15 protein-coding genes and 1 pseudogene are annotated in these 18,596 nt (G+C 40.3%); 5 read left to right on the top strand and 11 right to left on the bottom strand.

Features of this window, described 5'->3' with window-relative positions:
- The first annotated feature begins 239 nt into the window (after positions 1–239).
- The 3 genes from CAO17_RS19305 to CAO17_RS19295 all read left to right on the top strand — a co-directional run bounded on the left by CAO17_RS19305 (position 240) and on the right by CAO17_RS19295 (position 3,766).
- Positions 240–1,805 (top strand): putative polysaccharide biosynthesis protein, encoded by a 1,566-nt coding sequence (locus CAO17_RS19305; protein WP_085994114.1) that lies wholly within the window; start codon positions 240–242, stop codon positions 1,803–1,805.
- A 64-nt stretch (positions 1,806–1,869) separates the two neighbouring features.
- The gene (csaB, locus tag CAO17_RS19300) at positions 1,870–3,012 is read left to right on the top strand and encodes a polysaccharide pyruvyl transferase CsaB (RefSeq protein ID WP_245831876.1); all 1,143 of its coding nucleotides are present in this window, start codon (positions 1,870–1,872) and stop codon (positions 3,010–3,012) included.
- Positions 3,013–3,325: 313 nt separating this feature from the next.
- Positions 3,326–3,766: a cell wall hydrolase gene (locus CAO17_RS19295; protein WP_085994112.1), complete on the top strand. Its 441-nt coding sequence runs from the start codon at positions 3,326–3,328 to the stop codon at positions 3,764–3,766.
- A gap of 901 nt (positions 3,767–4,667) precedes the next feature.
- Here the strand turns inward: CAO17_RS19295 and CAO17_RS19290 are convergent.
- Positions 4,668–4,904, bottom strand: coding sequence for a hexameric tyrosine-coordinated heme protein (locus CAO17_RS19290; protein ID WP_179151991.1), 237 nt, complete (start codon positions 4,902–4,904; stop codon positions 4,668–4,670).
- 482 nt (positions 4,905–5,386) lie between these two features.
- Here CAO17_RS19290 and CAO17_RS19280 point away from each other — a divergent pair, with 482 nt between their 5' ends.
- Positions 5,387–6,394, top strand: a complete 1,008-nt coding sequence (locus CAO17_RS19280; protein WP_085994110.1) for a DUF3231 family protein — start codon at positions 5,387–5,389, stop codon at positions 6,392–6,394.
- Positions 6,395–7,159: 765 nt separating this feature from the next.
- Here CAO17_RS19280 and CAO17_RS19275 read toward each other — a convergent pair.
- The 10 genes and pseudogenes from CAO17_RS19275 to CAO17_RS19225 all read right to left on the bottom strand — a co-directional run bounded on the left by CAO17_RS19275 (position 7,160) and on the right by CAO17_RS19225 (position 18,036).
- Positions 7,160–8,209, bottom strand: a complete 1,050-nt coding sequence (locus CAO17_RS19275; RefSeq protein WP_085994109.1) for a GNAT family N-acetyltransferase — start codon at positions 8,207–8,209, stop codon at positions 7,160–7,162.
- A 96-nt stretch (positions 8,210–8,305) separates the two neighbouring features.
- Positions 8,306–9,376 (bottom strand): annotated as a pseudogene (locus CAO17_RS19270) (ISL3 family transposase); the annotation flags it as partial.
- Positions 9,377–9,483: 107 nt separating this feature from the next.
- Entirely contained in the window at positions 9,484–10,533 is a 1,050-nt protein-coding gene (locus tag CAO17_RS19265; protein ID WP_085994109.1) for a GNAT family N-acetyltransferase, read from the bottom strand.
- 96 nt (positions 10,534–10,629) lie between these two features.
- Positions 10,630–11,850, bottom strand: a complete 1,221-nt coding sequence (locus CAO17_RS19260; RefSeq protein ID WP_085991018.1) for an ISL3 family transposase — start codon at positions 11,848–11,850, stop codon at positions 10,630–10,632.
- Between the two features lie 154 nt (positions 11,851–12,004).
- Positions 12,005–12,886 carry a PIG-L deacetylase family protein gene (locus tag CAO17_RS19255; RefSeq protein WP_085994108.1) on the bottom strand — a complete coding sequence of 294 codons (882 nt, stop codon included), beginning with the start codon at positions 12,884–12,886 and terminating at the stop codon, positions 12,005–12,007.
- 18 nt (positions 12,887–12,904) lie between these two features.
- A complete protein-coding gene (murJ, locus tag CAO17_RS19250) occupies positions 12,905–14,416 on the bottom strand; it encodes a murein biosynthesis integral membrane protein MurJ (RefSeq protein WP_085994107.1) in 1,512 nt (503 codons plus the stop codon).
- A gap of 153 nt (positions 14,417–14,569) precedes the next feature.
- A complete protein-coding gene (gene pssE / locus CAO17_RS19240) occupies positions 14,570–15,049 on the bottom strand; it encodes a PssE/Cps14G family polysaccharide biosynthesis glycosyltransferase (protein ID WP_085994105.1) in 480 nt (159 codons plus the stop codon).
- A complete protein-coding gene (gene pssD / locus CAO17_RS19235; RefSeq protein ID WP_085994104.1) occupies positions 15,046–15,531 on the bottom strand; it encodes a PssD/Cps14F family polysaccharide biosynthesis glycosyltransferase in 486 nt (161 codons plus the stop codon). The genes pssE and pssD overlap by 4 nt, the downstream gene beginning before the upstream one ends.
- Entirely contained in the window at positions 15,531–16,643 is a 1,113-nt protein-coding gene (locus tag CAO17_RS19230; protein ID WP_245831875.1) for a glycosyltransferase, read from the bottom strand. The genes pssD and CAO17_RS19230 overlap by 1 nt, the downstream gene beginning before the upstream one ends.
- A gap of 25 nt (positions 16,644–16,668) precedes the next feature.
- Positions 16,669–18,036, bottom strand: a complete 1,368-nt coding sequence (locus CAO17_RS19225) for an O-antigen ligase family protein (RefSeq protein WP_143833785.1) — start codon at positions 18,034–18,036, stop codon at positions 16,669–16,671.
- Positions 18,037–18,267: 231 nt separating this feature from the next.
- Between CAO17_RS19225 and CAO17_RS21495 the strand changes: the two genes are divergently transcribed.
- A partial coding sequence (locus CAO17_RS21495) for a hypothetical protein (protein WP_218775581.1) occupies positions 18,268–18,596 on the top strand: 329 nt, incomplete at its 3' end.

Genomic DNA, 18,596 nt, shown 5'->3' with positions numbered 1-18,596 from the left:
CGGTGCGCCTGGTTTATCAGCGTTCCTTCCAGTTTATCGGCGGTACTCCTGATTTATCGGCGTTCCTCCCGGTTTATCGGCGATGCGCCTGATTTATCGGCGGTGCTACCCTTTTCGCACGACAAGATCATTCCCGTAGTGAGGATCAACATGCACCAACGAATGTACATACACCTTCAAATGGTGATTAAACGTAACCACATATAGGAAGAGCCTTTGTTTATTAAAGGGGACTAATTATGAGTAAATCAACCCTTGTGAAAAGCACGATGGTTTTAACCATTGCCACTTTATTATCGAAAGTATTAGGGAGTATCTTTCGGGTTCCTCTACAAAATATTGCGGGTGATGAGGTGCTGGGCATTTTCAGCTTGGTCTATCCGGTCTATATGGTCGCACTGTATTTATCGGTTGCTGGGATTCCTTTAGCCATCTCGCAATTAATCGCCAAAGCACAGGCGGATGGTCGTCTGGAAGATGTTCCCTTTATCTATAAAACCGTACGCATTTTATCCCTATTATTTGGGTTTACTAGTTTTCTAGTGATTTATCTTTTTTCCACACCGATTGCGAATGCATTAGGTGGGCCAGCGACAAGGCCTGCTCTTATTATCGTTTCCTTTACATTAATCATAGCACCCTATATGGCGATTTATCGTGGATATTTTCAAGGATTTGGGGATATGAAACCAACTGCCATTTCTCAAGTGATTGAACAATTCGTTCGTGTTGGCGTTATTCTTGTCCTTGCTTATTATCTAGTCATCCAGGATTTTTCCAATGATGTGGTTGCTGGTGGTGTCATGGTTGGTTCCGTATTAGGTGCCACCGCTTCTTTAGTTTATCTGAAGTTTACATACAAGCGTTTCTCCAGTCGAGCTGCTTCAGGGGGCAGGTTTTCCTTTCAGCAATTCAAGCTATGGAGTAAACGGGTTCTTAAGCTATCCATTCCGATTGCGATTGGTTCGATTACGATGGCATTGATGAATGTTGTCGATGCGTTTACCATCCCATTTGGACTGCGGTTAGGCGGGGTAGCGGATGGCGATGTGAATTATTTATATGGTATTTATGGTAGAGGCCTTGCCATTGTACAAATTGCCACGGTCTTTGCAACATCGGTTGTCCTACCGATTGTTCCCCTGATTACTTCCAAGTTAGCGAAAGGGGATCACATCGGTATACGGAATGTGATCGATAAGATTCATCGCTTAACCCATCTCATCGCATGGCCGGTTGCATTTGGCTTACTTGCCTTGACTGTACCTATCAATCTCGCGTTATTTACCAATACAGAGGGAAGCATGGTCCTGGCGATCATCAACCTGGGCTCTGCCTTTATTTCCCTAACGATTGTCGGGACAGGAATTTTACAAGGATTGAATCTAGCTCGTCATGCTGCTTGGATTATACTAATTGGTGTGGTCATGAAAATGGTTGCCAATGTCATCTTTGTCCCTATGCTTGGTTTACATGGGGCTGCCATCGCTACCTTATTGGTCTACATGATTCTATTTGCCATGAACACGATTTTGATTTACCGGAAACAGAATTTTACGGTATACTCGAAAAATGTAGGATTGATGATCATCCTATCCATTATCATGGGTGTAATCGTTGGCGTTCCAAACCTTTCTATGTCATTCGAAGCTTGGAATCGATGGGAAGCAGCAGCTTATATTTTGCTAGCATCCGTGATCGGTGGCTTATTTTATTTACTGAGCTTGTACGGATTAAAGGTTATAACAAAGAAAGATTTACATGGGCTTCCTCTTATTGGGAAGCGTTGGAAGAAAGAGGATTGAAAGAATATACATGGTGGTACCATCAGGCTGTAGGTATTTGACCCACGAATGGTAACCCGTACCAATGGAAAGCAATACAGAAGAGGTGAAAGTCATGCATGTCGTTATCTCCGGTTACTACGGGTTCGATAATACGGGTGATGAAGCAATTCTCGTTGCCATTATCCAAGCATTGAAAAAACGAAAAGCCGATATAAAAATTACCGTTCTATCCCATCAGCCTGAAAAAACCAGGAATGCCTATGGAGTACATGCAATTAGCCGATGGAAAATACATAAGATATGTCGTCTCTTGAAAAAAGCGGATGGATTAATTAGCGGTGGTGGAAGTCTCCTGCAAGATAAGACAGGGCCGAAATCTATCCCTTATTATACAGCCATTATCCGAATGGCCAAACATTACCGAAAACCTGTTTTTATATACGCCCAAGGGATTGGCCCAATCGACCGGAAGCTAAATCAATGGATTGTCAAACGCATCTTGAATAAGGTGGACAGCATCACGGTTCGAGATTCCTTTTCCAAGGAGTTATTAGAGCAAGTAGGAGTAAAAAAGGAGAAAACAATTGTCCCTGATCCCGTGCTTGCCCTACAGTATGAACCTGTTAGCTGTGATTGGCAACCAGATTTACCTGACGGGCAGCCCTATATTACCGTCAGTGTTCGGAACTGGGAGACCGATAAACCGTATAAACGGAAAATTGCAGCCAGTCTCGATCTCTTAGCTCAAGCCGGATATGCGATTGTTTTTGTTCCGATGCATGGAGAACAGGATGAACAGGCATCTCAGGAAACCGCTGCTATGATGAAGGAAGAAAGCTTTATGGCCCCCGGTGATTTGTCGCCTGAGGAAAAAGTGACCGTGATTGGCGAGTCGAAGCTATTAATCGGCATGAGATTACATGCCCTCATCTTCTCCGCCATTAGCTATACACCCTTTGTTGCCATTTCCTATGATCCGAAAATAACCTCTTTCGCCGCCATGTGTGATCAGCCACTAGCCGGAAGTGTCGACTCCAATGACTGGAACGAGCAAACCCTATTTGACATGGCCATCCATAGCCTACAGGACAGGCACCGATCCTTCGTATTGAACAAAGCTGTTCGGAAGTTTCAACAAGAAGCCCAGCAAACACCAGACCTGGCATTGGAAGTTATCCAACATAGAGCTTTAGCCAAAAAGAAAAAAAGAAGGAGAAACGCCTAGCCCCTATGGAGAGCTAGGCGTTTTTGTATAAGGCACCTCATACGCATGGATTGTCGCCATTCACCCAATAAAGTGAAGCCCAATCAGTGGGTGTTTTCTTTCATCCCCCACTGATTGGTAGATGAACGAATCGGGCTTTTAGGGGCAGTTTATACCACAAGGGTATGACACAAGGCCCTCCCCCACCTAAAATGATTCATATTTCCCCCATTTTAGAGGTGGGGGTATTACTGCCCCTTAACCTACGATAAATGGAACCATTTGACATTTTTTTAGACTGGACGTAATACAATGCAAAGTGGAGGTGATAAAGATGGCCAGAGTAAAATATCGAAACAGTGACATTAATTTAATTGCACGGATGATGCGGGCAGAGGCTGTAGGGGAAGGAAAACTAGGGATGCTGATGGTTGGGAACGTTATTGTAAACCGAGCCGTAGCTGATTGTTTAGATTTTCAGGATATAAGAACCATACGAGAAGTTATTTTTCAAGTTCAAGGTGGAAATTTTGCCTTTGAAGCCGTACAGAAAGGCAGTTTATTTTATAGTCCAGCAAGAAATGCAGAGAAAAGATTGGCACGAAAAGTAGTAAAGTATTGGGGACAGCACCCTTCTAAGTATTCTCTTTGGTATTTTAATCCGTTTGCTCCGTGTCCACCTACATGGTATGATCAACCATTTGCAGGACAATATAAACAACATTGTTATTATGAGCCACAGGCGAACACATGCGCAAGCGTTTATAGTTACTAAAAACGTTTTTACATGATGCGGATTTAGGGGGACGGTAACTGAGGCCACAAAATCCATGATGAGGTTTAGCAACCCTGATTTATCCTTTTCCACAACCCTTTCAGCTTTTCCCGATACGTATCGGCGTTCCTCACCATTCATTCAACCAATCACAAATCATCCAACACTGTGTGCGTAGGTAAAACCGTCCCCATACTTTCACCATTACAGCCGGTCGGAACACCCGTCGGAACTCATCTCCGTAAATCCTCCTATTCTAAAGGGAATTGGAATAGGAGGTAATTTCTCCATTACTCATTCCACAGAAACATAGGGATGCCATTCGTTTTATTTATCAGCGGTGCTTCACAGTTATCGGTGTTCCTTTCAATTTATCGGCGCTCGTATACATATATCGGTGTTCCTTCCGAGTTATCGGCTTTCGTATACATATATCGGCGTTCCTTCCGATTTATCGGCTTTCGTACACATATACCGGTGTTCCTTTCGATTTATCAGCGTTCGTATACATATATCGGCGTTCCTTCCGAGTTATCGGCTTTCGTATACATATATCGGCGTTCCTTTCGATTTATCGGCTTTCCTACACAGTTATCGGTGTTCCTTCCGATTTATCAGCCTTCGTATACATATATCGGTGTTCCTTCCGGGTTATCGGCTTTCGTATACATATATCGGTGTTCCTTTCGAGTTATCGGCTTTCGTATACATATATCGGCGTTCCTTCCGAGTTATCGGCTTTCGTATACATATATCGGCGTTCCTACACAGTAATCGGCGCTCGTACCCTTTTATCAGCTTTCCTCATGATTTATCAGCGCTTCGCCCCTTTTATCAGCAATACTCCACGGTTATCAGCCTTCCAACAAATGTACGAATATCCAATACTCAGCTACTCGATTCAGGACCGTTTGTCTTTCCAATAGTTATTTGCTGCAGCAACGGTTTGAAAGTGAATAGCGATGACTTGTGAGGCAAACATAAGACTATCTGCATCCTTCGCATATTTCGATCGTAATTTTTTTCTAATCTTTTCGGAAGGTTGGATATATCCCACACCTTTTCTTGCTAACTCGATGGCTAATTCGTATCCCTCTTGAGGTGTTTTTGTTTTTAAGCTCGTCAGCCAATCATTCATGATAACCATCCTCCTACTTATTCGCTTCTATTTCTAAACTATGCGATTTTCCTCATAAAGTGTTGTGGGAAAATAATGCCTGCTTTTTTAAGTAGTTGTTCTTTGGTGCAAGATGGATCATGGAACAGAAAAGCATATTTGAGTGAGCTTGAAATCCGATAAAGTCGTTAAATATAATAATACATTTGATATCCTACTGCGCTAATTCTAACTGTCCTCACTCCCAATTTCATTTCCTAAATTTTTACATAAAATAATGGTTTTTGTAAACAATATCCTTAAACCAAATAGTCAACATGACAGGGTGGTCTATATGAAAAAAATTTATTTTGGAATTTTGATAATCACATTCCTTTTTTTCTTTTTTTATGGCAATTCAAGAAGGTTTACTTATTGGGTATATTATATTCAGCGGGGCATCTCCATTTTTATGCGAGACAGCATCCGTAAGCTGAAACAACAAAAGATAGGAGCTTATAATAATGGTAAAGGATAATCCTCAGAAGGTTTTAACTTCAGCTGAGATGGGTAAATTATGGGCAGTTTATGCTGCCAATACCATGGCAAAGTGTATTTTAACGTATTTTCTTAACCATGTGAAAGACGACCAAATAAAAAAAGTACTAGATGATGCCTTAATATTAACCAACTCTATTTTAGAATCTGTTCTACTATTTTTTGAAGAAAGTAATTTCCCTGTTCCAGTTGGTTTTACGGATAAGGATGTCAATCTAAATGCTCCCAGGCTATTTCAGGATGATTTTTACCTATATTATCTATCCTATGTAGGGAAAGCTGGGATGAGCATTTATCATGTCGCCATCCCTATGATGACAAGAAAAGATATTCGTTCGTTTTTTATAGACACTTTAACCAAAACGGCAAACTTAATGGCAAAAGTTAATGATGCCTTAGAAGCAAAGGGACTTTTACGAAATTCTCCGGAAATACCGACACCAGATGACATAGACTTTATCGATAGTCAAAGTTATCTAACCGGATTCTTCGGAAATAAAAGAACCCTCCATGGGTTAGAGATTGGCCATTTATTTGCCAATATCAATAACGATGAAACAAGCAAAGCCCTACTCGTCGCCTTTAGTCAAGTGGCAAAAGATCCGAAAGTAAAGAAGTATTTCGTACGTGGAAAGAATTTGAACCAGAGGCATATCAGCGCAGCAACGGAAAAACTAAATCATGATAATTTGCCTGCCCCAGGTTTATTAGAACATTTGGTAACCGATTCGACGGAGCCACCTTTTTCGGATCGGATGATGCTATTCCATAAGATCGATATGTTTTCCATGAAAATTAGGACCTATGCAAATGGAGCGTCCCTCAACGGAAGACGAGATGTCGGAGCGATGTATGCCAAATTTCTATTGGATGTCTCCCTTTACGTGGAAGACGGCGTGAACATTATGATAGACAACAATTGGATGGAACAACCCCCACAAGCAGCTGATAGAGAAAACTTATCATCCGACTGACTGATTGAGTGGGTTGGCTTTGGTTTTTTGGGGGTGCATGATTTATGGCATATATTCGATGGTGCGCGTATCTATTCGATAGCGCCCATTTATCCGTAGTACCGATGGGTTGGTGATTCGATGCCGCGCAAAAATTACTGTTCAAAAATATAGGGTGAGTGCTGGAACACTCACCCTAACCAACTATAAGCTGCATGAAGAGCAGCTGACCTCGTTAAAATTTTTCTTAAGAAATAGTTCACCTTCTGATTGATTGGGTGACTATTTTTTTTGTGTAAATTAACAACAATACGTGCGGTACATGTTAGCTCTAGGATAGATTGAACGATGAAACGGGGTGCTTGATGTATGGTCTCCTAAGAAAAGCTTTGCTCCTGGTTTATCGGCGGTGTTCCACGTTTATCAGCACTCCTTCTGATTTATCAGCTCTCCTTCTGATTTATCAGCTCTCCTTCTGATTTATCAGCTCTCGTACCAGTTTATCGGCGCTCCCTCCAGTTTATCGGCTCTCCTTCACGGTTATCAGCGCTCCTTCACGGTTATCGGCTCTCCTTCACGTTTATCGGCTCTCCTTCACGGTTATCGGCGCTCCTTCACGTTTATCGGCTTTCCTTCACGTTTATCGGCGATCCTTCACGTTTATCAGCTTTCCTTCACGGTTATCGGCGATCCTTCCTGTTTATCGGCGATCCTTCACGTTTATCGGCGATCCTTCACGTTTATCGGCTCTCCTCCTCCTCCAACACCCTGCTCATGCACCACTCATTAAAACGAATCTACATCCCCTTGCGTTATCCACCAGCTTGTGTGATGGCCTGCATTTGCTTCTGCATCATTAGCTATATCATGAATCACAAGTGGCATGGGTCGGTCTTTTAATTTAAATCCAATCTTTTCTAATATTTCGGAGGACATGGTATCGGACATCATCCATGTTTGGATGATGTCGACATCGGATAATTGTTGGATGGCTCCGTATAGGAGGTGTTTCCAGGTTTCTTCGTCATTGTAAGCAAGGACATCGACAATGGATCCGATGGTTATTCTTCCCTTTTTAAAGTCGACCTCTTCCTTTTTAATCACAACATAGCCTTGGGATTTTTCGTTCTGGGTTAATTGGAAAACGGAATAGTTATAATATGGATGCTCCATGAAACGCCAATTTAAATAATCAGCATCCCTTTTTAACATAATCGGTTTTACGTGTTTCGTTTCCCCTGCCAAGGTTGTATACGACTCATCAAAACGATCTACTTTCTCCCATTTCCAGCCTGTTGGAAGGACAAGTTGTTTTACCTTTTTCATTTGCAAATGCTTATATATCTTTCCAAGCCCCTTGAGTGGAGAAAGTACTGGTAGGATAGCTGCGGCAAGGGATGTCGGGTCCATGATGTAGACATATCTTGCTATATTATCTACATGAATAGCGCCCGTAGACTTCAATAGTAGCTCTTTGGCTTTTGGTGCTGGAAACCCATAGAGCAGGTCAATATTATGTTTCTCAGCCTCCTCTAACATGGTCCTATTCAGTTGGTTATAGATGCCTTTCCCCCTTGCATCAGGGTCTACCATGGTATCGACTCGTAATGCAATTTCCTTCACCTTCCCATTTATAAACGCTTCCGATACCCATAATGCAATATGTCCGAGTATCTTTCCTTCTTCCTCAAACACAAGAATAAAGGGATTGGTTTGTAGTGGATGGTCGATAAATTTCCATTTCCAATCTTTGATGGCACGTTCCTTGTGAAATACCTTCTTAAATAAAGCTTGTATTTGTTCTTCGTCACCATTTTTATAAAAACGTACAGTCATGTTTATTCTCCTTCAACCCACTCGCAGACACTAGCGAATGGCTCAATTTCTGGTTCTAAGTCAAATGTTGGGGTGGGGCTATTAGCTCCTACCCCTTTAACCTATTGAATTGGCTACGGATTTAAATTGATGGTGTAATAATACCCTTAATCTCAATCGATCATATCTCTTGAATCCAAAGGCATTTCTCTTGATAACCTTTGTTTGATTATTCAATCCTTCAATAAACCCATTACTATACCCAAAGGCAAAGCTGTTCAATATTTCAGGTTGCCAATTTTGTAGCGTCTGTATCGCTTTTTCAAATTCCTCTAAACCCGCATCTTTTACTTGCGTATAAAACTGATACAGCCCTTCTTTAACCTCTTTCATATTATCTTTTCCTATTTTCTTTGCTTCTTCAAACCAAGTTCGATAAGATTCTTTTAACCCATAAGCTGTTCTCAAATCTTCTGATAACCCTAAATATCTTTCTAAGTACCAATGTTGTTTTGCGCTAAGGGCTTCATAATGCTTATAAAATACATGCTTCATTCGCTTGCACTTTTTACGATCATAAGGGTGGAATTCTTTTTGAACTCGTCTTCGCACACGTTCGAGTGCCCAATAAATATAACGACAGAAATGAAATCGATCCGCTATAATAATAGGATTCCCCAATGCTTGTTGAACAGCTGATTTAAAGCTATGACTCATATCCATAATGACTATTTCTACTTTTTCTCCCTTTTCCTGTAGATACTTTTTCACCGTTTTTACGGACCGATCAGGAAGAATATCCAAAGGCTCACCTGTCTCACCATTACCGATAATGGTCTGATATTTACCTTTATTTGTATCGCCCTTATATTCATCGATCGCTATTACCCGTGGCAGAGCTTTAACCTCACGTAATTTACCAGCTGATACGTTATCAAAACGTCGCATAGCTGTATTGGATGACGTATGAAATTGGGCAGCAGTATCCTTGAAATTCTTCCCCTTTATCACTCGAAAACCTAACGCCTGATTCCATTCCACCGTATGTCGCTGATAACGATAGACAATATTATTGTTTTCTACAAACCTCTTTCCACACTCACACCTATAACGACGCTTACGATAAAAAATATAGGTTCTACGTTCAAACAATTTTAAATGCTGAATTTTTTGCACTCGATAATCATGNTTATCGGCGATCCTTCCTGTTTATCGGCGATCCTTCACGTTTATCGGCGATCCTTCACGTTTATCGGCTCTCCTCCTCCTCCAACACCCTGCTCATGCACCACTCATTAAAACGAATCTACATCCCCTTGCGTTATCCACCAGCTTGTGTGATGGCCTGCATTTGCTTCTGCATCATTAGCTATATCATGAATCACAAGTGGCATGGGTCGGTCTTTTAATTTAAATCCAATCTTTTCTAATATTTCGGAGGACATGGTATCGGACATCATCCATGTTTGGATGATGTCGACATCGGATAATTGTTGGATGGCTCCGTATAGGAGGTGTTTCCAGGTTTCTTCGTCATTGTAAGCAAGGACATCGACAATGGATCCGATGGTTATTCTTCCCTTTTTAAAGTCGACCTCTTCCTTTTTAATCACAACATAGCCTTGGGATTTTTCGTTCTGGGTTAATTGGAAAACGGAATAGTTATAATATGGATGCTCCATGAAACGCCAATTTAAATAATCAGCATCCCTTTTTAACATAATCGGTTTTACGTGTTTCGTTTCCCCTGCCAAGGTTGTATACGACTCATCAAAACGATCTACTTTCTCCCATTTCCAGCCTGTTGGAAGGACAAGTTGTTTTACCTTTTTCATTTGCAAATGCTTATATATCTTTCCAAGCCCCTTGAGTGGAGAAAGTACTGGTAGGATAGCTGCGGCAAGGGATGTCGGGTCCATGATGTAGACATATCTTGCTATATTATCTACATGAATAGCGCCCGTAGACTTCAATAGTAGCTCTTTGGCTTTTGGTGCTGGAAACCCATAGAGCAGGTCAATATTATGTTTCTCAGCCTCCTCTAACATGGTCCTATTCAGTTGGTTATAGATGCCTTTCCCCCTTGCATCAGGGTCTACCATGGTATCGACTCGTAATGCAATTTCCTTCACCTTCCCATTTATAAACGCTTCCGATACCCATAATGCAATATGTCCGAGTATCTTTCCTTCTTCCTCAAACACAAGAATAAAGGGATTGGTTTGTAGTGGATGGTCGATAAATTTCCATTTCCAATCTTTGATGGCACGTTCCTTGTGAAATACCTTCTTAAATAAAGCTTGTATTTGTTCTTCGTCACCATTTTTATAAAAACGTACAGTCATGTTTATTCTCCTTCAACCCACTCGCAGACACTAGCGAATGGCTCAATTTCTGGTTCTAAGTCAAATGTTGGGGTGGGGCTATTAGCTCCTACCCCTTTAACCTATTGAATTGGCTACGGATTTAAATTGATGGTGTAATAATACCCTTAATCTCAATCGATCATATCTCTTGAATCCAAAAGCATTTCTCTTGATAACCTTTGTTTGATTATTCAATCCTTCAATAAACCCATTACTATACCCAAAGGCAAAGCTGTTCAATATTTCAGGTTGCCAATTTTGTAGCGTCTGTATCGCTTTTTCAAATTCCTCTAAACCCGCATCTTTTACTTGCGTATAAAACTGATACAGCCCTTCTTTAACCTCTTTCATATTATCTTTTCCTATTTTCTTTGCTTCTTCAAACCAAGTTCGATAAGATTCTTTTAACCCATAAGCTGTTCTCAAATCTTCTGATAACCCTAAATATCTTTCTAAGTACCAATGTTGTTTTGCGCTAAGGGCTTCATAATGCTTATAAAATACATGCTTCATTCGCTTGCACTTTTTACGATCATAAGGGTGGAATTCTTTTTGAACTCGTCTTCGCACACGTTCGAGTGCCCAATAAATATAACGACAGAAATGAAATCGATCCGCTATAATAATAGGATTCCCCAATGCTTGTTGAACAGCTGATTTAAAGCTATGACTCATATCCATAATGACTATTTCTACTTTTTCTCCCTTTTCCTGTAGATACTTTTTCACCGTTTTTACGGACCGATCAGGAAGAATATCCAAAGGCTCACCTGTCTCACCATTACCGATAATGGTTTGATATTTACCTTTATTTGTATCGCCCTTATATTCATCGATCGCTATTACCCGTGGCAGAGCTTTAACCTCACGTAATTTACCAGCTGATACGTTATCAAAACGTCGCATAGCTGTATTGGATGACGTATGAAATTGGGCAGCAGTATCCTTGAAATTCTTCCCCTTTATCACTCGAAAACCTAACGCCTGATTCCATTCCACCGTATGTCGCTGATAACGATAGACAATATTATTGTTTTCTACAAACCTCTTTCCACACTCACACCTATAACGACGCTTACGATAAAAAATATAGGTTCTACGTTCAAACAATTTTAAATGCTGAATTTTTTGCACTCGATAATCATGAATACGCTCTGTTATCTCCCCACAAGAAGGGCATTTATGAGGTTTTTTTGGCAACTGAACATGAATATGAAAGGATCCCTCTATCTCCTCTGTTTTCGTTATTTTCATTTCTTCTAATCCAGGTAATTTCATGTTAAAATACATATACACGCAACTCCTATCCACTTGTTTCTCGTCAATTCAAGTTTAAAGGATATAGGAGCTTGCGTGTTTTTTTATGCTTAAATTTTACTAAAACCCCAACATATATTTTAGAGCTCAATTTCTAACGATGTTCTTCTAATATATAAAAAAGATAGCATTATCAGCTATCTTCGTAAAGTTTGGTTTTCCATTTATTGTTTTTGTATATGGCCCATAATAATGTATCGGTACGATTCGCTTGTTTGAATACGTGAGGAAAGGATTCGCGATGTTTATCAAGCGTGTCGCAATGGTGATTCAATTTCTTTGGAGTGAACTCCATAAAGACCTCCGCATATTTGATGGACTGGTTAACCATTTTGCTTTTCAAACGATTTAATTCCACAAACCCATCAAAAGCGATGACTTGTGATGAAAATACATCGATGGCTTTTTGTTTGTCTGCCATGGTTTCTGAGATATCCACCACACAATTAACATGGGTTGGTGGAAATGGACAGTTGATTTCATACAAACGGACAACCGTATCCTTCTGTTGTCTTTTCTTCAATACGTCAGACAAAGTTTTTACGGTAGCTGTATGATCGGGGTGCGCATCCACAAAAGGAGTGGAATAGATGATATCTGGTTCGATGTCGTTTATCAGGCTTTCCACCTTGCTTTGGGACGCTTCATTGCTTTTTACCCCGCCATCTGGTAGACCCAAATAATGAATGGTATGAATGCCTAGAATTGATTTTACTTCATCCATTTCCTTCATACGTGCAGCAGTTAACGCTTCCTTACTGAGGTCACTGACACTACTCGATCCATCCGTAATTATCGCCACATGGACTTCGGCGCCTTCATTGGCATGCTTCCTTAGAATCCCACCAGGGCCAATGGTCTCATCATCCATATGGGGTGCTAATACGAGTACCCTTTTCGCTCCTAATGTGCCAGACAGCGGTTTCGTCGCCGAATAATGACGCTTTAGGATCCATCGAGTGATTGGAATATTGATTGGTTTTACGACATTCATGATTAACTGTTTGATATTCATTAAAGTGAACTCCTTAACTTACTGCTTTTTCTTTAAAAGCTTATCCTTTAAAAATAGGAATGGTTGCGATTTGCATACGATAATACTGATTACATAAACGATTGCTCCAACAATGGCAATGGTGATGATTTGTGCGATGTTGTGCCAGCCGCTTATCCATGGCAGGATGGGCCATACAGCTGCAGCCATTATCGCAGTTGCGATGGTAATTTTCATAAATTCCTTGAAAAGGTATGTTAAATTCAAGCCACCCACCAATTTGTAAAAGATAATAAACTGAGCTCCGACATAGAATAACGCATTGACCGATGCGGATAATGGAATCCCTCGATATCCAAGCCATGACGTGAAAATAAAGTTAAAAATGATATTGGATAATACGGAAATCCCACTGACTAATAAAATTAAGTGGCCTTTCTTTAACGAATAAAATCCTTTATTAATAATATTATTTAAGCTGAAAAATAAAACCGATCCGAAATATAAATAAGCGACCTGTGATGTAGCCATGGTTGCACTAGCGGTAAATGCTCCACGCTGGTAAAATAACTCGATAATATTGGGCATCAAAATAAACATACCGATGATTGATGGGAGCAAAATGACATACATCGTCGACAGCCCCTGCTCGATTCCTCGTTTAAATAGGCCACGGTTATCGGTGGTGATGGCTCGTGATAACATGGGAAAAATAATCGTTCCTATCGTGACACCGAAGATCCCCTGTGGAATATGAACAAGGTTTTTTGCGTAATTAATGTATGTAACGGCTCCTTCTTCAAAGTAACTGGCAAAAATCGTTCCCACCATCAGGTTGATTTGCCCGACCGCAACAGTAATCCCCACGGGAATGAAAATCCAATAAAATTGTTTGATTTCAATCCAATCGAACTTCCCCTTCAGCTTCATAACCTTACGTGGCAATACTAATATAAGCTTGAAAATCAGGGATATAATCGTACCGACCAAATAACCGATGGCTAGGGAATAGACGCCAATTTGGTTAGCAAAAAGGATAGCCCCAGCAATCGAACTGAGTAGCACGATAATTTGCGAGACAACCGATAGAGCAAATTTATTTTCTGAATCAAAAAATGCTTCTAGGACGGAATTCATACCAACGAAAAAAATCGTTGCGAAAAAAATAATCCCTACCGTTATAGCGATTTCCTTAGCATCCGCATGAAATTCTGGATAGAACAGAGGAATGTATAAAGGAGCAAGCGCCATTCCAATGACAGAAATCACCAGACTGACGATAATCGTTCCTTTAAAAACCTGACCAAAATGGAAGGCTCCTCTTTTATTTTCTAATGCTTCAATATAGCTTGGAACAAAGGCATTTTTCATCCCAGTTGTCATAAATAAAATAAACATGTTCGGAATAATAAATGCCGCTAAATAAGCATCAGCCTGATAGCTATCTCCAAAATAAAATGCAATGACCATGTCTCGTAATAGACCGGATATCTTCAGCACAATGGAAGCAATAAAAAATAAGAGACTAGCTAATCCTAATTTTGATTTCAAGTGTAAGACCTCTTTCGTTTGGGTGTTTCAGAACCATACCGCACATTCTTGGCGACTCCATCCTAAGTGGTGAATGTTCACCGTAAGCTTGAAGTTCAGCAGAATAAAACTTCCGTAACGGTATGAAGGTGCCCATTTCCTTCACGAAAGACACTAAGCCTTCTCAATAAAATCCCTCAACAACCCCAATAGCTTTTCTTTTTCCGAGTGAAATGGGATGGGTTCGAAGGTTTCTAATTGCTGGATGACGTTTCCTAAATCCTCTCCGTCTTCCCAGCTGAGAATGTGTCCTTGTTCGACGAAGACGCTGACCAATTCGATTTGGTGATCATCATTATGCTCTCCGTACTTTTCTAGTCGAGCTGCTGCAATGACTTTTTTGCCTTTTTTTAGGCCAGTAATGACAGACCCAGTGCCGGCATGTGTGATAACAAATCGAGCCTGATTATAGAGTTGATCCATTTCCTCAAAGCTAACAAATGGCTTCAAGGTTAGGACATCACTTTCATATTTTGTATGACCATTTTGTACAATGATTTCCTCATCGATGGTTCCGTTAACTTTTAACCGTTCGACTTCCTTTAACAGCCTTGTAAACGGAAGCTCGTGGGTTCCTAATAATACAAGTATCAATAAATAGACCCTCCATGTACTGCATTTGGATAAAATTCCTTCATGGTCTCCCACTGAACGATAAATAAGTCGGCAATGGGGTAAACCATTCTACCAGAAAGTGTTGGGCTCTTGGATTTCGCAAAGCTTTCAATAAAAACAACCTTTTTTCGAAAAAGCTTAGCAATATAGCACATGGGTACCGATGTGTGCGCTCCTGTTGTTATCACGATATCTGGCTTTTCACGAAGAAAAATAAATAGGGATTTGATGACATTATAGGAGAACTTAAATAAATATTTCACCGGATAATTCCTTGCGCCGTATACCAGATAGGAAATCGGATGTTTTTCCCGAAGCTTCAAGGTGATTTCCGATTTTTCCGTAACGATATGATAATCATATTCCTCAAATAACGGCTTTAACTGCATTAATTGTGTTAAATGACCACCGATGGATGATATGAAAAGAATCTTTTTATTCTTTTTTTGCCTTTTCTTCATTATTGTCGTGCTCCCATCATTCCATAAACCGCCAAGAGTTTTTCTATCTGTTTCACTTCATCATTTTCATTGGCCTTTTCCTCACCTGATTTTATCATACTTTGTCTCAGTTCATGGTTTGTAATGACTTCTTCTAATCCGGTTTTCAATGAATCGATATCCTGTGGTTCGACAAGCATGCCAGATCCATTATGTAGCAATCTGGCAAGTCCTCCTACATTACTTCCGACGACAGGGGTTTGGCAGGACATTGCCTCTACTGCGACTAATCCAAATCCCTCCATATAGGAAGGGAGTACAAATGTGTCTGCAGCACTCATCCAGCGCGCAATTTCCTTCTGCGTTTTTGCAGGATAGAAATGAACATCTTCTATTCTGTTCGTGCTAATCTCCTCTTCTACCTCTTGCAAAAATCCCGGTTCCTTGTTGGCACCAATGATATGTAATTGTAGATGAGGGTATTTCTCTTTCAATATTTGATAGGCCTTCACGAGTTCGTACAAGCCCTTAGCTTTTATTTTATTCCCTACGAATAGGATATGAAAAGCATCCAAGGAAAGATGCAATTCCTTTTTCGCCTGTTTCTTGTCCATGGGCTTAAAAACCGTTCGATTGACGCCCATATTAATGATTTGTATTTTTTCTTCTGGTATCGAAAAATCATGAATGATATCTTGTTTTAATTTTTCCCCTACGGCAATGACATAATCAGCCTTTTGTAAAATCTTTTTCGTTTGATTAAAAAAGAAAGGACCTTTTCTAGCCATTTTATCGATATCCCCACCATGTGCGGTTACGATGAGCTGCGTTTTAAATAATTTTTTAAACAACAGCCCGAACAAACCACCAGGAAAAACATAGTGGACGTGAACGGTATCATACCTTGCGCCTTTAAAAATCAGATGGAACATGATTTGCAGAACCCACTTGAGGTACTTCTTCAGCACATGAACTTTTCCCATCCGTTGATCCTTAATCGCAGCAACATTCACGTTTAATCCTTTTTTTCGTAAGGCAACCACCTGATTTTTTACAAAGATACCAAATGATTTATTCTTTTTACTTGGATACATATTGGTGATAACGAGTATTTTTTTCTGATGTTTTGACATATACAGCCTGTCCCCTTTTTCCCGTTCATTGTTCTTGAAGTTTGTCTGCTGGCTGTAAGGATAACACGTATAAATAACTTAATAGAATGGAAAAGTAAATCCCTGATGCTGGGTTTAAAAAGATATGTCCCGCAATAAAGGCGATTCCAACTCCTAATCCAACCTCTATCGCAACCATCCAATAATTTCGAGATAACAAGGCTCGAAATCGCTGCTGGAATAGTTGTTTAATAATGACAAAGGCCATGTAAACGATTGGCGCCATTAATAGAAGGAAACCAATGATTCCATAACCGAAGAACCAATCAAAAAAGTCCATCTCTATTAATTTCGGCTGTCCATTTAAGTATATGAGGGCCGGACCCATCCCCAATAACTTTTGGGATACGGGTGCTGCATCATAATGAACAGCAGTATAAATCAAGAAATCGGTACGTCCACTAAAGATTCGATATAAGAGTGCGTTCCTTTCTTTTTGCTCCACGGTTGGCTCTTCTTCAGGAAGTGGCACTTGTTCCTGATCCGGGTTCTCAAATTTTTCCAAGTTCGACTCATGCTCGTCATAAAGGTCCAGTCCCATATTATGAACTACTGGGGAGAACGGAATATACGCAATCGCAGCTAAGAAAACGATACCTAACAGAATCGTATCGATAAATTTCCTTCTTTTCATAAAGAATTCGATGATAGCAATAGCAACACCAAATCCTAATAAGGCAAGCGCCGCTATAATACCTACCTTCGTTCCTAGCATATACATGGACCAAGCACCCATGATGATTCCTGGTAAAAGCAATAATTTACGTTTGGGAGCTTTTTTATTGAGCATGTACAGAATCATGATTCCAAGCCCCATGGCCAATATAGCACCTAATTCATTACCAGAGAAGAACCATCCGGAATGCCCTTCTTTTTGAAGGAAACCATAGGATCTCTTCCCAGTACCTGTAAGGCTTGCAATCACCATGACAATCCCGATAATCGTCAAGCTAATCGTAATATTACGTTGAACGATCGTTTGCCAATCCATCCGCTTCTTGATGGATAGAAAAACAAGGGCATAGATAACAAGCATTTCCGCTACAAATGCCGATTTTATATTATAGGTTAAGTTTCTCATTAAATTAAAGTTTTCATCAACAAGAAAGTTATTAGCCAAATTTCCCAACATAAAAATAGCTAATACCACTATGTATAGGCTTGCTACATTTTTTATTTTTTTATTTGGATGTAACAACACATAAACAAATCCAGCAGCCATCGCCAGTACCCTAACGGCATCCGAAAGCATCAGCCCTAAAAATGCCGAAATATCCAAAAATGGTTGAATCAAAATAAATATGAGAAAAAAATACTCTAAATAGTTACGTATCCTACTTGGTTGTTTCGTCATTTCCAATGAATCCTCCCGTACTTCATCAAGTATAACATTCTATATCATGGTCTATGTCTAAAACATATGAATCTATGTTAAATCATACATACCTGATTATTATACAATGATTCCCTATAAATTTCGAGAGTTGATGTAGAAACTTGGCATTAAGGTATTGTTACAAATGTAAAGGAAGTTTGTAATGGGAGGTAGGTGGTGATGCTTTGGGAGGAGGGATTTTGATGAGGTTTGGTGGTTTTGAAGGTGGATGGGGGGCGGTTCTTTTGTGGTCGGGGTAACGGGGGTTTTTATCGGTGGGTATTTTGGGGTATTGGGGGGGCCTTGTCGTTTATCGGCGATCCTTCTCGTTTATCGGCTTTCCTTCTGGTTTATCGGCTCTCCTTCTCGTTTATCGGCGGCTCTCCTTCTCGTTTATCGGCTCTCCTTCTGGTTTATCAGCTCTCCTTCTCATTTATCGGCTCTCCCTCTGGTTTATCGGCTCTCCCTCTGGTTTATCGGCTCTCCTTCCGGTTTATCGGCTCTCCCTCTGGTTTATCGGCTCTCCTTCTGGTTTATCG

It is taken from the genome of Oceanobacillus senegalensis (genome assembly GCF_900176885.1).
Lineage (GTDB): Bacteria > Bacillota > Bacilli > Bacillales > Amphibacillaceae > Oceanobacillus > Oceanobacillus senegalensis.
This window is presented reverse-complemented; position numbering and strand designations above follow the sequence as displayed.